Raw genomic sequence first — 12,459 nt, forward strand, 5'->3', positions numbered from 1 at the left:
GTTTCTTTTTTTCTTCCCCTCTTCCTGTCGCTCACCGTGGGTCTCTTCGTCGGGGGGGGGCTCTTCCCCGGGGGGGGGGGGGGGCGGCCCGGCGCCGGGTCACCCACCCCCTCCTCGCTCTCACCGATCTCCTACCGGCGGCGGTCCTGGGCGTTCACCTACCGGTAGTTCACGAACTGCAGCGCGAAGTCGAAGTCCTTGCCCTTCAGCAGCGCGATCACGGCCTGCAGGTCATCACGGCTCTTGGAGGTGACGCGCAGCTCGTCACCCTGGACCTGGGCCTTCACACCCTTCGGGCCCTCGTCACGGATGATCTTCGCCACCTTCTTCGCGTTCTCCTGGGAGATGCCCTCCTCGATCGACGCGAAGATCTTGTACTCCTTGCCGGACAGCTGGGGCTCGCCCGCGTCCAGCGCCTTCAGCGAGATACCGCGCTTGATCAGCTTGGACTGGAAGACGTCGAGGACAGCCTTCACCCGGTCCTCGGAGTTCGCCTCCATGAGGATCTTGTCACCGGACCACGAGATCGAGGCACCCACGCCCTTGAAGTCGTAGCGCTGCGAGATCTCCTTGGCGGCCTGGTTGAGGGCGTTGTCGACCTCCTGCCGCTCGACCTTCGAGACGATGTCGAAACTGGAGTCGGCCATGTCCTGTGGCTCCTTGTATCGGGTGCGGATCGGGTGCGTGCCGGCGTGCGCGGCGGCGGCCGCCGGGCCCGGCATCGTGCCGGGCCGCATCCGCACCAGCCTAGCCACCCCACGAGCCGAGGGCTGGAGATCAACCGGGTGGCGAAGCACCCCCGTGCATCGGGTATTGTTTACGTCGTTGCCGGGGAGCACCGCCGAGAGCGGGGTTCGAGGCAACAAAACCAGGCGGTGTGCCCGAGCGGCCAAAGGGAGCAGACTGTAAATCTGCCGGCTCAGCCTTCCCAGGTTCGAATCCTGGCGCCGCCACTGGACTGAAAGGGTCCGCGACCAGCGAGAGTGCTGGACGCGGACCCTTTCGGCGTTCAGGGGGATCGTGCAGTGATCTCGCGGTGGGGCGCAGGCGTGACCTAGATCATAAAGGCGTGCGCCGAGCGGAGAACCGTACCACTGCGGGGTGGGTGCGCTCCGGTTGCCACTTCGGCCCGCGGGCGTCGCGGGGTGCGCCGGAGGGCACGGCCTATTCGGCGATCAGGGGGAGCGGATATCTGTGCGGGCGGGCCGCTTCTGCATTATCGGCATTAAGGGCCCGCCGCTGTCAGATGTTCAGCAGGGGACGAAGCAGAGGTCGACGTGGCTGATTGTCGGCACCTGCCCGCCAGGGTTGTTGGGGGAGACGAGTCCCGAGTCGGACGTAATGCCATTGCTGAAGCCGGCCGCGCTGTCGTAGACGTAGCGGTTGGCGTCGGGGCCGCCCTTGACGGTGGCCTGGCCCACCGCGATGGATCCGTTCGGGTCGACGCTGAAGCCGACCGTCGTCTGGTCGCTGCTGAAGGTGACGGTGACGTTGCCGCTTCCGTTGCCTGAGATGCTGTGTGTGAACGTTTGCGGGGTCTGCGAAGGGTCGAGGCGGACCGCGGCCGAGCCGTCGGGGCAGACGGCGTCGGGGTTGTCGCTCACGAACATGGGTGACACCGCCGCGGCCAACGCCGGGCCGGCGGCGACGCCCATTGCCGCCGCAGCGGTCAGGCCGGCGCAGGCAAGCCGCGCTCCCCATCTTGCTCGTCGCCCCTGTTTCCTTGTTCGGGCAGCCAGTTGCATGCTGGGGAATCCTCCTTTTTGCTCGGGTACCGGATCTCACCCTCGCGGACTTCCGCCCCTTTAGTGCTGAAGTTCGACTTTGGAACATTCGTCCGTCGTCGGGCATCTCAACATTTACAGGCCGCCGAGCTTTACGACTTCTTTTCCTGCGCCGTTCGTGGCCCGTGGGCGGGCCGGAAAGGTGAACCGTGCAGGCCCCGCGCCTCAGGGAGTTGACTGCGACACGATCTGACGTTGCGTCAGGTGGGCGGGCGGGCGATCAGTGGAACTTGGCGGCCATGCCGGCCTCGTAGTCGCCCGCGGGCTGCTGGGTGATGACGTTGCCGCGGTTGAAGGCGTTGATGACGGCGATCTGGGCCACCAGGTCGGCGAGCTGGTCCTCGTCGTAGTACTTGGCGGCGTTCGCCCAGACCTCGTCCGGGACGCCGCCGGCCGCGTCCGCGATGCGGGTGCCCTGCTCCGTCAGCTCCAGGGCGGCGCGCTCGGCGTCGGTGAAGACCTTGGCCTCCCTCCAGGCGGCGACCAGGTGGAGGCGTACCGCTGTCTCTCCGGCCGCGGTGGCCTCCTTGGTGTGCATGTCGATGCATCCGGCGCAGCCGTTGATCTGGCTGGCGCGGAGCATCATCAGTTCGCGCGTCGAGGCCGGCACGGTCGATTCCGAGAGCGCCCTGCCCGCGGCGATGATGTGCTTGATGGCCTTGGCGGCGACCGGGCTGGCCATGACGTTCAGACGAGCTTCCACGGTGTACTCCTGTGTCGTCGATGGTGGCTACGCCCTCTTGGACAGGGCAGCGCCGCATCCTGTGACAGGCGCGAATGTGACCTGCGTCTCAAAGGGGCGGGACGGTTCGTTCAATCTCCGCCGTTCACATCCTGCTGGTCGCACTTTCCGGTCCCACCACTAGAATCGAACGTGTGAACGATGACCGTCCGCTGACGCGTCTCGACATGCTGCGTTTCGCCCGCCGCGTCGTCGAACACCAGGCCGCGCGGCAGCTCGCCCTGATGGACCGGTGGATCGCGGACGAAGAACGCAGGGAGGCCGAACGGCAGCACCGCCTCGCGACCCGGCAGGCCGCGCCGGAGTGGCTGATCGAGCGCGGCCTGAACGGCCGTAGCGCGGTGTACGTGCACGCCGGCGGCTGCGCCGGCGCCGGCGGGCGCGCCAAGGGCGTCGGCCGGGACGAGGCGGTACGCGCGCTCACCGAAGGAGGCGTCGCCGCGTGCCCGCTGTGCCGCCCCGACACCATGCTGGGGGTTCTGGAATGAACGGTCCGGGTGCGGGTCCGGGTGGTCCGGACGATGCTGGAGCCATGGCCGGGAAGCGCCCCATCGTCGTGCATCTGCCGTCCCCTACCGGCGGCCGCCGGGTCCGGGTGGACGGCGAGATCCTCGGCCTGGCGTACAACGTGCGGGACCTGGTGGAGTTCCTGCGCCGTGCGGGGCTGGAGCTCGAGCCGGAGCAGGTGGCCGACTCGCCGCTGATCGACTGGCGCGGGGTGGGCCCCGACCGCTGGGAAGCCGAGACCCGAACCTGACGGCGGTGTCGCCGCCGCGTCGATGCGGGCACACTGACGGCATGTCCTCCCGACGCAGAACCTGTCCCGTGTGCCGCCGTGACATCGCCGTCGTCGCGGGCCGCTTCGCACGGCACGACCCGCCCGGGGCACGGGAGAACGGGGAACTCGTCTCCTGCGCCGGGTCGCGGCAGCAGGCGCAACTCGGGGCGGTCCAGCCGGCGTTGGACGGTTACGCCGTACCGGAGTTTCCCGGGCAGCTGCCCCTGTTCTGAGTCCTGGAGAGGTGCGGGGAGGCGGCTTGCGGAGTCTGACGGTGTGACAGCGGGTGGTGTCGCAGGGGTTGGCGGCGGGTTCGACCGTTCAACGGCCGGTGGCCGGCCTCAGTTCCCGACCTCAGCTCCCGGCCTCAGTTCCCGGCCACCGACTTCACCGCGACCGACACCGGCGTCGATCCGCTGATCAGCTCCAGCGTCAGGCCGGTCGTCGCCGGGGTGTCCACCAACTCCGCGAGGACACCGGCCACGTCGTCCCGCGGGATCGCGCCCCGCCCGGTGTGCGCCTCCAGCCGGACCAGGCCCGTACCCGCGTCGTTCGTCAGTGAGCCGGGGCGCAGGATCGTCCAGTCCAGCGCCTCCTGGCGGGTCACATACGCGTCCGCCTCGCCCTTGGCGCGCAGGTACGCGTCGAAGACGTCATCGCCCTGGTGCGCGGGATCCGCGCCCATGGAGGACACGACCACGAAACGGCGCACGCGCGCGCGGACGGCCGCGTCCGCGAACAGCACCGCCGCGCCGCGGTCCACCGTCTCCTTGCGGGCCGCTCCGCTGCCCGGGCCCGCGCCGGCCGCGAACACCGCCGCATCGGCGCCCTGCAGGTGCGCCGCGACCTCCTCCACCGAGGCGGACTCCAGGTCGAGCAGCACCGGTTCGGCACCGGCCGCCCGCAGATCGTCGCCCTGTTCGGACTTGCGGATGATCCCCGCGACCTCGTCCCCGCGCGCGGAGAGCAGGCGCTCCAGCCGCAGCGCGATCTGACCATGACCACCAGCGATGACAATGCGCATGATTCCGACCGTACGCCGGGAGGGGCGCATCCGCCGCACGAGTTAACCGGCATGGCCGCAGCGGGTTAACCGGCATGGCCGCAGTGCGCCGGGCTCAGGCACATCAACACGCGCCCAGCATGCGCGGGCACACGCGGGCACGCGCGGGGCGCGCACTCAGGGTCATGCGCTCGGCGCACAAACGCGGCCGCGCGCCCGGCGGGCGGACGTAGGCGCAAGCCCGGCGCACGGGTGTGGTGTGAGCCCCGGGCCCACCGCCCAACACCCCGGACCACCCCACGACAACCGTCCTGCCTCCTACGACAACTCGCCCCGCCCCTGCCGCGGCAATCCGAGTTCCGCCGCGGCCACCGAGTTGCAGTACTCGCGCACCGCGCTCGTGCGGGCCACCACCCGGCCCCGGTGCACCACGATCCGGCTGTAGGCCAGGGACAGGGCGCCGGCCAGACGGTCTCCGCGTACGGCCAGGAGGTCGGCGGGGAAGCCGGCCTCCACGCGGATCTCCGGCAGGCCCAGCGTCGCGCGGGCCGAGGTGCTCACGGCGTCGTACGCGTCCTCCGGGCGCAGGCCGTGGGCCGAGGCGAGGAGGTAGGCCGCTTCCAGGGGGTCACCCCGGCCTACGGGGTTGGAGACGTCGCGCAGCGAGCCGCTGCCGACCGACACGCGCACCCCGGCCGCGCGCAGCAGCCGTACCGGAGCGGTGCCCCGGCGGTCGGCGCCGCAGCACCCGCCCTGGGGCAGGCACACGACCGTCACCCCGGCCGCCGCGAGCTGGTCGGCGGCGCGTGAGGCGGCCTCGGCGGGCAGGCGGGCGAGACCGGCGCACGGCCCGATCGTCACGCCGGGGCGCAAGCCGCCCGCCATGGCCGCGAGCCGGGACAACCGGGTGGGGTCGGAGGCGTCCGTGTGCAGGTCCACCGGGCAGCCGTGCTCGGAGGCGACCTCCAGGACCGCCTCCACATAGCCCGTGGGATCGGGGTCCAGGTCCGGGCAGCCGCCCACCACGGAGGCGCCCATCTTGACCGCGTCGCGCAGCATCGCCAGCCCGTCGGCCCCCGCCGCGCCGGTCAGCAGCCGTGGCATCGCCACCGCCGTCAGCTCCGCGAGCCCCCGCAGCGAGCGCCGCGCCTGGAGGACGGCGCTCAGTGCGCCGAGCCCCTGGACGTCACCCACGCGCACGTGCGCGCGTACCGCCGTCGCCCCGTGCCCGAGCTGCAGCAGAGCCGCTTCCGTCGCCCGGCGCTGGACGTCCTCGGGGGCGTACGACACCGGGCCGGGGCGCTCGGCGGACAGCGCGGTGTCGCTGTGGGCGTGCGGTTCGGCCGGGGCCGGGAGCAGCAGGTAGCCGCTCAGGTCCACGCGCGTGGCGCCCGTCCGGGCCGGGCCCGGCGCCAGACTGCCGGCCGTGCCCACCGCCTCGATGCGTCCGCCGCCCAGCCGCACGTCCACGGTCCGGCCGTCGGTCAGCCGCGCCCCGCACAGCAGCAGGGCGGCCGGGTCGGACTGTCCCGAGGATCCCGAGGACTCCGACGGCTGGTGGGGCTGCGGCTGGCTGTCTGGCATCGCGCTCCAGGATCGGGGCTCGTTGGCTCGGGGCCCCGCGTGAGGAACCGGGGCGCGTGCACCCCAAGATCACACAGAGCAAGTCGAGCCTAGGGTGGCGAGCCGCACGGGGTGCGCAGGAGCGCAATAGTCGTACCGGCGTGGTCCGCCCTTGGTGGTACACGTGTCGCCCACCCGCGTGGCCACACGCCCTCCCCGACGACGCTCACGCGGGCGTGCCCCCGCTTTCCCCCTCCCCGGCGACGGCCACGCGGGCGTGCCCCCGGCCCTTCTCCTCCCCGGCGACGGCCACGCGGGCGTGCCCCCGGCCCTTCTCCTCCCCGGCGACGGCCACGCGGGCGTGCCCCCGCTCCCCCTCTCCCCGGTGACGCCCACGCGCGCGTGCCCCCCGCTTCCCTCTCCCCGACGACGTCCCCGACGACGCTCACGCGCGCGTGCCCCGCCGCGCGCACCCGGTCCGGTGCTGCGCTACGCACGCGAGCGGACCTGTCCGGCCCGGCCTCCTCCAACTGGCCTCCGGCCGCCCACCCCTGCGGCTCACGAGGCCGCTGCGAAGGCTGGGGTGGAGGTCGCGATGGGCCGCCGGATACGGATTTGGGTGAACGGCGGCGGACCGTGTAATGTCTTCATCGCTCGCCCCAATAGCTCAGTCGGCAGAGCGTCTCCATGGTAAGGAGAAGGTCAACGGTTCGATTCCGTTTTGGGGCTCTGGTGTGAGAGGTTCCCGTCGAAGGGCGGGACCCGATCGCATCACAGCGGTGTAGCTCAGTCGGTAGAGCAAGCGGCTCATAATCGCTGTGTCACCGGTTCAAGTCCGGTCACCGCTACACACAGTAGCCGATTGCGGGGTCGGTCCTTCGATCGGCTACTCTTTCTTGCGTTGAATTAGTCCATCCGTTCGTCTTAGGAGCACTCACGTGGCTGCCACCGACGTCCGCCCGAAGATCACGCTGGCCTGCGTGGAGTGCAAGGAGCGGAACTACATCACCAAGAAGAACCGGCGTAACAACCCGGATCGTCTTGAGATGAAGAAGCACTGCCCGCGCTGCAACGCGCACACTGCGCATCGCGAGACGCGCTAAACAGGGCTAAACAGGCTCGTACGCGAGGCCGTCCCCTTCCGAGGGGGCGGCCTCGCGGCGTTTCACCGGCTCACCGGCTGGGTCCCCACCCGCCCTGGCACATTTCCGGGTCGGGCTCCGGCTAATTTGGGGCCATCGCAACAGACATCAGGAGGTGCCGGGCCATGGCGCTCGACCAGTCCTTCGTTGGACGGACCTACCCGCCCACCGCGCCCTATGAGGTGGGCCGGGAAAAGATCCGTGAGTTCGCCGAGGCGGTTGGTGAGACCAACCCGGTGTACACGGACCCCGAGGCCGCCAAGGAGTTCGGCCACCCCGATGTGATCGCCCCGCCGACGTTCGTGTTCTCCATCACCTTCCGGGCCGCGGGTCTGGTCATCGAGGACCCGCAGCTCGGCCTCGACTACAGCCGCGTGGTCCACGGCGACCAGAAGTTCGCCTACGGCCGCCCGGTGCGCGCCGGCGACCGGCTCACGGTCACCTCCACCATCGAGGGGATCAAGTCCCTCGCGGGCAACGACATCCTGGACATCCGCGGTGAGGTGCACGACGAGGCGGGCGAGCTCGTCGTGACCGCCTGGACCAAGCTCGTGGCCCGCGCGGCCGAGGAGGCGTGAGGACCTGATGACGGCGAAGATCGCGTACGACGACGTCGAGGTCGGCACCGAGCTGCCGGCGCAGACCTTCCCCGTGACCCGTGCCACGCTCGTGCGCTACGCGGGTGCCTCCGGGGACTTCAACCCGATCCACTGGAACGAGAAGTTCGCCAAGGAGGTCGGGCTGCCGGACGTCATCGCGCACGGCATGTTCACCATGGCCGAGGCGATCCGCGTGGTCACCGACTGGACCGGGGACCCGGGGGCGGTCGTGGAGTACGGCGTCCGCTTCACCAAGCCCGTCGTCGTGCCGAATGACGACCAGGGCGCACTGATCGAGGTCAGCGGCAAGGTCGCGGCCAAGCTCGACGACAACACCGTGCGCGTGGACCTGACGGCGACCAGCGCCGGCCAGAAGGTGCTGGGCATGTCCCGGGCGGTCGTACGACTGGCCTGACGGCCCGCACAACGTGCCAAGGTAAGGGGCGTCCTCCATGGCGGAGCGCCCCTTACCTATGCCCGGCGCCTCCCTGGTGGGGCCTCTTGTCTGTCGGCGCCCAGAGGGCTTGCGAAGTTAGTGATTGAGTACTAACTTACTTCCCATGGTCAGGATGAGCGCAGAAGAGCGACGCGAGAGCGTCATTCGCGCGGCGATCGCGGAGTTCGCGCAGAAGGGCTTCTACGGCACCTCCACCGAGGCGATCGCGACCCGCGTGGGTGTGTCGCAGCCGTACCTCTTCCGGCTCTTCGCCGGCAAGAAGGCGATCTTCGCAGCCGCGTCGCTCCGGTGCGTGGAGGACACCTGCCGGGTCTTCGAGGAGGCGGCGGAGGGGATGGAGGGCGAGGAGGCCCTGCATGCCATGGCGAACGCCTATGTGCGGCTGATCACGGAGCAGCCCGAGAAGCTGCAGATGCAGATGCAGACGTACATCACGGTCGCGGCGGCCGAGGCGGAGGGTGACCACGAGTTCGGCGAGGCCGTGCGGGCCGCCTGGATGAAGCTCTGGGACACCGTTCACCTGCCGCTGGGGGCGGACGACGGCGAGACCACGACGTTCCTGGCGTACGGAATGCTCATCAACACCCTCGCCGCCATGGGGTTTCCGCCCGAACACCGGGTCTGGCAGGGGATGTACCCGTCGGCCCGGAACACCGGGCGGCTGGAGAAGTAGCGCGACGAGGCGGCTGCCCCGCCTCCGTTCATGGCCTCTTTCGTGGCCGCAAAAGCATGGCCGTAAAAGTTAGTCATCAATAACTAACTAGAGATCGCTCTCTGGGGGAGACATGTCACAGCAGACCGGACCGGACACACCGCGCGGAAGCGCCGCCTGGGCCCTCGTCATCACCAGCGTCGCCGGATTCATGGCGGCCCTCGACAACCTCGTCGTCACCACCGCCCTGCCCTCCATACGCAAGGATCTTGGCGGCGCGCTGGACGACCTCGAGTGGACCGTCAGCGCCTACACGCTCACCTTCGCCGTCCTGCTGATGTTCGGTGCCGCGCTCGGCGACCGCTTCGGGCGCCGGCGGCTCTTCATCGCCGGGCTCGCCGTCTTCACGGGCGCCTCCGCCGCCGCGGCCATGGCACCCGGCATCGGCTCCCTGATCGCCGCCCGCGCGGTCCAAGGCGTCGGCGCGGCCGTGATGATGCCGCTCACGCTGACCCTGCTGACCGCGGCCGTGCCCGCCGCCAAGCGCGGGATGGTGTACGGAATCTGGGGCGCCGTCAACGGCCTCGCGGTCGCCTCCGGACCGCTCATCGGCGGCAGCCTCACCGAGCATGTCTCCTGGCACTGGATCTTCTGGCTGAACGTTCCGCTCGGCCTGATCGTGCTGCCGCTCGCCCGTCTGCGTCTCGCCGAGTCCTACGGCACCGGCGCCCGGCTCGACATCCCCGGCACGCTGCTCGCCAGCGGCGGACTCTTCGGGATCGTGTACGGCCTGGTCCGCGGCCCCGCCGACGGCTGGACCGCCACGCTGGTCCTGACCGCGCTGTTCGCGGGCGCCGCGCTGCTGGTCGGGTTCATCCTGTACAGCTCCCGCGCGGCCAACCCCATGCTGCCGATGCGGCTGTTCCGCTCCCGCGCCTTCTCCGGCATCAACGCGGCCAGTCTGCTGATGTTCGTCGGCATGTTCGGCTCGATCTTCCTGCTCAGCCAGTACATGCAGGGCGTGCTCGGCTACTCGCCGACCGAGGCGGGCCTCAGGATGCTGCCGTGGACCGGTATGCCGATGCTCGTCGCGCCGGTCGCCGGGATCCTCTCCGACCGCATCGGCGGCCGCCCGGTCGTCGCCGTGGGCCTGTTCCTGCAGGCCGTCGGTCTCGGCTACATGGCCGCCGTGGCCACCGCGGACGCCTCCTACGTCGTCCAGCTGCCCGCCCTGATCATCAGCGGGGTCGGCATGGCCCTGTACTTCGCACCGGCCGCCAATCTGGTGATGTCCAGCGTCCGCCCGCAGGAGCAGGGCATCGCCTCCGGTGCGAACAACGCGCTGCGCGAGGTGGGCGGTGCGCTCGGTATCGCGGTGATGTCGTCGATCTTCTCCGCGCAGGGCGGCTACGAGAGCGCGCAGAGCTTCGTGGACGGCCTGCGGCCCGCCCTGGTCACCGGCTCGGCGGTGGTCGCCCTCGCCGCGGTCGCGGCCCTGGTGATCCCGGCCCGGCGGGCGGCCGCCCAGGTCGCCGTGGTGGACGGGGAGGCTCCGGCAAACGCACCTGAGGCCGGTACTTCCGAGGCCGGGGCCCTCGAGGCCGACGCCGCTGAGGCTCGGGCCTTCGAGGCCGACGCCGCTGAGGCCGGTGCCCTGGAGACCGGCGCTTCGACGGCTGCCGCTTCGGCGACCGCCGCTCTGGAGACCACCGCCCGCTGAAGCCCGAGCCGGAACCTCGCCACAAGGAGGTCGTGATGCCCGCCCTTCCCGCTCTTCCCTGGATCGTGCCGAACACTCCGCCGCAGGGCGCCGAGGTGCACGTCTTCGCCTCGCGCTTCGAGACCCGGTCCCTGTGGGGCGCCCTCCGCTTCCTCGCCCGGACCCCGGCCGTGTGGCGGCAGATCGGCCGGGCGCCCGGCGCCTACGGTGCCTCCCTCAAGGCACAGCCCCTGCGGCGGACCTTCTGGACGCTGTCCGCCTGGGAGTCCGCCGACGCGCTGAAGTCCTTCGCCCACTCCGGTGCCCACCGGCCCACCTCCCGCGCACTGGCCTCCCAGATGCGCGACGCCAAGTTCGCCACCTGGCAGACCTTCGGCGACCAGCTGCCGGTGAGGTGGGAGGAGGCGGAACGGCGGCTGACGTAGACCGCCGGCCGGCTGTACGCCCTGTACGCGCGCGTGGACTTCGAGACTCGTCCACGCGCGCGTACACGTGTGTCAGGCGTCCACGCGCGTACAGCCGGTCAGGAGTGCCGGCAGGGGCCGCCCAGGGCGGCACGCCGCAAGGGCGCTCTCGTCGCCCCACGGACGGCTCGGCCCGGAGCGAGGGCGGCACCGTGCCGCAACGACTCCCCGTCGACCCGCCCCGTCCCTCCGGCGGAGAAGCCTCGCGCCCGCCTCGCCTAGTGAGGCCCCGCCCCCTGCGTCCGCCTGGCCAGACGAGACCCCGCGCCCGCTCACCCGGGCAAGGCCCGCGCGCCCGCCCACCCGCGCAAGGCCCCCGCGCTCGCCCACCCGGGCAAGGGCCCGGCGCCCTCCCAACGAGGCGAGGAATTTCACCGCGCCCCCGCCACAGCGCGGAATCGCCCCCGGCACAGCGCGGAATCGCCGCCGCACGGCTCCGCAGCCGCCCCCGTGCGGATGGGGTGCTGTCGGAGCCGTCTCGTAGTCTTGGGCGCGTGCAGGTACTCCACGACGCCCCCCTTGCCCCGCTGACCACCTTCCGTCTCGGCGGTCCCGCGACGCGGCTGGTCACCGCGGTGACCGATGCCGAGGTGATCGCCGCCGTCCGTGAGGCCGATGACAGCGGGACGCCGCTGCTGGTCATCGGCGGCGGATCGAACCTGGTCATCGGCGACAAGGGGTTCGACGGCACAGCCCTGCGCATCGCCACGCGTGGTGTCGAACTGCGCGGCACGACATTGGAGCTGGCGGCCGGCGAGGTGTGGACGGACGCCGTCACCCGCACGGTCGAGGCCGGGCTCGCCGGCATCGAGTGCCTGGCCGGCATCCCGGGATCCGCGGGCGCCACGCCGATCCAGAACGTGGGTGCCTACGGCCAGGAGGTCTCCTCCACCATCACCGAGGTCATCGCCTACGACCGGCGCGCCGGGGAGACCGTCACGCTGACGAACGAGGAGTGCGCCTTCTCGTACCGCCACAGCCGTTTCAAGGCGGACCTCGAGCGCTACGTCGTGCTGCGCGTCCGCTTCGCGCTGGAGGAGGCGGGCGGGCTGTCCGCACCCGTCAAGTACGCCGAGGCGGCCCGCGCGCTCGGCGTCGAGCCCGGCGACCGGGTGCCGCTGGCGGAGGCCCGCGCGACCGTGCTGAAGCTGCGCGCCGGGAAAGGCATGGTCCTCGACCCCGAGGACAACGACACCTGGTCGGCGGGGTCCTTCTTCACCAACCCGATCCTCACCGACGAGCAGTTCGCCGCGTTCCACACGCGCGTGCGTGAGCGGCTGGGGGAGGGCGTGGAGCCGCCCGCCTATCCGGCGGGTCAGGGCCGTACGAAGACCTCGGCGGCCTGGCTGATCGACAGGGCGGGCTTCACCAAGGGCTACGGCACCGGGCCGGCCCGTATCTCCACCAAGCACACCCTCGCCCTCACCAACCGGGGCGGCGCCACCACCGAGGACCTGCTGGCGCTGGCCCGTGAAGTGGTCGCCGGCGTCCGCGAGGCCTTCGGGATCACGCTCGTCAACGAGCCGGTGACGGTCGGCGTCAGCCTGTAGCCGTA

16 protein-coding genes and 3 tRNA genes are annotated in these 12,459 nt (G+C 71.1%); 13 read left to right on the forward strand and 6 right to left on the reverse strand.

The annotated features are described in order from the left end of the window. Positions 1–158 precede the first annotated feature (158 nt). Positions 159–647 (reverse strand): YajQ family cyclic di-GMP-binding protein, encoded by a 489-nt coding sequence (locus ACWC0C_RS30915; protein ID WP_073940588.1) that lies wholly within the window; start codon positions 645–647, stop codon positions 159–161. Between the two features lie 224 nt (positions 648–871). On the opposite strand from ACWC0C_RS30915, the gene ACWC0C_RS30920 reads away from it, so the two are divergent. Beyond that, positions 872–953 (forward strand) — tRNA-Tyr (locus ACWC0C_RS30920). 297 nt (positions 954–1,250) lie between these two features. Here ACWC0C_RS30920 and ACWC0C_RS30925 read toward each other — a convergent pair. Together ACWC0C_RS30925 and ACWC0C_RS30930 are read right to left on the reverse strand one after the other, a co-directional pair. Then, on the reverse strand, positions 1,251–1,745 hold the full coding sequence (locus tag ACWC0C_RS30925; protein WP_450867355.1) for a hypothetical protein: 495 nt from the start codon (positions 1,743–1,745) through the stop codon (positions 1,251–1,253). A gap of 259 nt (positions 1,746–2,004) precedes the next feature. Further along, positions 2,005–2,487 carry a carboxymuconolactone decarboxylase family protein gene (locus ACWC0C_RS30930; protein ID WP_450867357.1) on the reverse strand — a complete coding sequence of 161 codons (483 nt, stop codon included), beginning with the start codon at positions 2,485–2,487 and terminating at the stop codon, positions 2,005–2,007. Between the two features lie 173 nt (positions 2,488–2,660). Here ACWC0C_RS30930 and ACWC0C_RS30935 point away from each other — a divergent pair, with 173 nt between their 5' ends. Genes ACWC0C_RS30935 through ACWC0C_RS30945 form a run of 3 tightly spaced genes read left to right on the forward strand, consistent with a single transcriptional unit; the run spans position 2,661 to position 3,537 of the window. After that, on the forward strand, positions 2,661–3,014 hold the full coding sequence (locus ACWC0C_RS30935; protein WP_449196319.1) for a DUF6233 domain-containing protein: 354 nt from the start codon (positions 2,661–2,663) through the stop codon (positions 3,012–3,014). A gap of 44 nt (positions 3,015–3,058) precedes the next feature. After that, a complete protein-coding gene (locus ACWC0C_RS30940; RefSeq protein ID WP_449196318.1) occupies positions 3,059–3,283 on the forward strand; it encodes a hypothetical protein in 225 nt (74 codons plus the stop codon). 41 nt (positions 3,284–3,324) lie between these two features. Further along, the gene (locus ACWC0C_RS30945) at positions 3,325–3,537 is read left to right on the forward strand and encodes a hypothetical protein (RefSeq protein WP_399077419.1); all 213 of its coding nucleotides are present in this window, start codon (positions 3,325–3,327) and stop codon (positions 3,535–3,537) included. A gap of 134 nt (positions 3,538–3,671) precedes the next feature. On the opposite strand, the gene ACWC0C_RS30950 is transcribed toward ACWC0C_RS30945, so the two are convergent. The 3 genes from ACWC0C_RS30950 to ACWC0C_RS30960 all read right to left on the reverse strand — a co-directional run bounded on the left by ACWC0C_RS30950 (position 3,672) and on the right by ACWC0C_RS30960 (position 6,225). Continuing rightward, positions 3,672–4,328 (reverse strand): NAD(P)H-binding protein, encoded by a 657-nt coding sequence (locus ACWC0C_RS30950; protein WP_450867360.1) that lies wholly within the window; start codon positions 4,326–4,328, stop codon positions 3,672–3,674. A 297-nt stretch (positions 4,329–4,625) separates the two neighbouring features. Then, positions 4,626–5,891 carry an amidohydrolase family protein gene (locus tag ACWC0C_RS30955; protein ID WP_449196316.1) on the reverse strand — a complete coding sequence of 422 codons (1,266 nt, stop codon included), beginning with the start codon at positions 5,889–5,891 and terminating at the stop codon, positions 4,626–4,628. A 205-nt stretch (positions 5,892–6,096) separates the two neighbouring features. Continuing rightward, a complete protein-coding gene (locus ACWC0C_RS30960; RefSeq protein WP_450867362.1) occupies positions 6,097–6,225 on the reverse strand; it encodes a hypothetical protein in 129 nt (42 codons plus the stop codon). Between the two features lie 301 nt (positions 6,226–6,526). Between ACWC0C_RS30960 and ACWC0C_RS30965 the strand changes: the two genes are divergently transcribed. The 9 genes from ACWC0C_RS30965 to ACWC0C_RS31005 all read left to right on the forward strand — a co-directional run bounded on the left by ACWC0C_RS30965 (position 6,527) and on the right by ACWC0C_RS31005 (position 12,454). Beyond that, positions 6,527–6,599 (forward strand) — tRNA-Thr (locus ACWC0C_RS30965). 46 nt (positions 6,600–6,645) lie between these two features. Continuing rightward, positions 6,646–6,718 (forward strand) — tRNA-Met (locus tag ACWC0C_RS30970). A gap of 90 nt (positions 6,719–6,808) precedes the next feature. Then, the gene (gene rpmG, locus ACWC0C_RS30975) at positions 6,809–6,973 is read left to right on the forward strand and encodes a 50S ribosomal protein L33 (RefSeq protein WP_003948671.1); all 165 of its coding nucleotides are present in this window, start codon (positions 6,809–6,811) and stop codon (positions 6,971–6,973) included. A 164-nt stretch (positions 6,974–7,137) separates the two neighbouring features. Further along, entirely contained in the window at positions 7,138–7,590 is a 453-nt protein-coding gene (locus tag ACWC0C_RS30980; RefSeq protein WP_449196315.1) for an FAS1-like dehydratase domain-containing protein, read from the forward strand. Between the two features lie 7 nt (positions 7,591–7,597). After that, positions 7,598–8,026 (forward strand): MaoC family dehydratase, encoded by a 429-nt coding sequence (locus ACWC0C_RS30985; RefSeq protein ID WP_449196314.1) that lies wholly within the window; start codon positions 7,598–7,600, stop codon positions 8,024–8,026. 145 nt (positions 8,027–8,171) lie between these two features. After that, complete coding sequence (locus tag ACWC0C_RS30990) at positions 8,172–8,741, forward strand: TetR/AcrR family transcriptional regulator (RefSeq protein WP_449196313.1); 570 nt, start codon at positions 8,172–8,174, stop codon at positions 8,739–8,741. Positions 8,742–8,853: 112 nt separating this feature from the next. Then, entirely contained in the window at positions 8,854–10,440 is a 1,587-nt protein-coding gene (locus tag ACWC0C_RS30995; RefSeq protein ID WP_450867365.1) for a DHA2 family efflux MFS transporter permease subunit, read from the forward strand. A 35-nt stretch (positions 10,441–10,475) separates the two neighbouring features. After that, positions 10,476–10,865, forward strand: a complete 390-nt coding sequence (locus ACWC0C_RS31000) for a DUF3291 domain-containing protein (RefSeq protein WP_450867367.1) — start codon at positions 10,476–10,478, stop codon at positions 10,863–10,865. A gap of 533 nt (positions 10,866–11,398) precedes the next feature. Then, a complete protein-coding gene (locus tag ACWC0C_RS31005) occupies positions 11,399–12,454 on the forward strand; it encodes a UDP-N-acetylmuramate dehydrogenase (RefSeq protein WP_450867369.1) in 1,056 nt (351 codons plus the stop codon). The last annotated feature ends 5 nt before the right edge of the window (positions 12,455–12,459 follow it).

The organism is Streptomyces sp. NPDC001709, from assembly GCF_053596375.1.

Coding starts and splice junctions, on each gene's coding strand:
- ACWC0C_RS30945 (WP_399077419.1), top strand. CDS start 3,325: ATGTCCTCCCGACGCAGAACCTGTCCCGTGTGCCGCCGTGACATCGCC.
- ACWC0C_RS31000 (WP_450867367.1), top strand. CDS start 10,476: ATGCCCGCCCTTCCCGCTCTTCCCTGGATCGTGCCGAACACTCCGCCG.
- ACWC0C_RS30985 (WP_449196314.1), top strand. CDS start 7,598: ATGACGGCGAAGATCGCGTACGACGACGTCGAGGTCGGCACCGAGCTG.
- ACWC0C_RS30950 (WP_450867360.1), bottom strand. CDS start 4,328: ATGCGCATTGTCATCGCTGGTGGTCATGGTCAGATCGCGCTGCGGCTG.
- ACWC0C_RS30940 (WP_449196318.1), top strand. CDS start 3,059: ATGGCCGGGAAGCGCCCCATCGTCGTGCATCTGCCGTCCCCTACCGGC.
- ACWC0C_RS30995 (WP_450867365.1), top strand. CDS start 8,854: ATGTCACAGCAGACCGGACCGGACACACCGCGCGGAAGCGCCGCCTGG.
- ACWC0C_RS30925 (WP_450867355.1), bottom strand. CDS start 1,745: ATGCAACTGGCTGCCCGAACAAGGAAACAGGGGCGACGAGCAAGATGG.
- ACWC0C_RS30990 (WP_449196313.1), top strand. CDS start 8,172: ATGGTCAGGATGAGCGCAGAAGAGCGACGCGAGAGCGTCATTCGCGCG.
- ACWC0C_RS30955 (WP_449196316.1), bottom strand. CDS start 5,891: ATGCCAGACAGCCAGCCGCAGCCCCACCAGCCGTCGGAGTCCTCGGGA.
- ACWC0C_RS30915 (WP_073940588.1), bottom strand. CDS start 647: ATGGCCGACTCCAGTTTCGACATCGTCTCGAAGGTCGAGCGGCAGGAG.
- ACWC0C_RS30980 (WP_449196315.1), top strand. CDS start 7,138: ATGGCGCTCGACCAGTCCTTCGTTGGACGGACCTACCCGCCCACCGCG.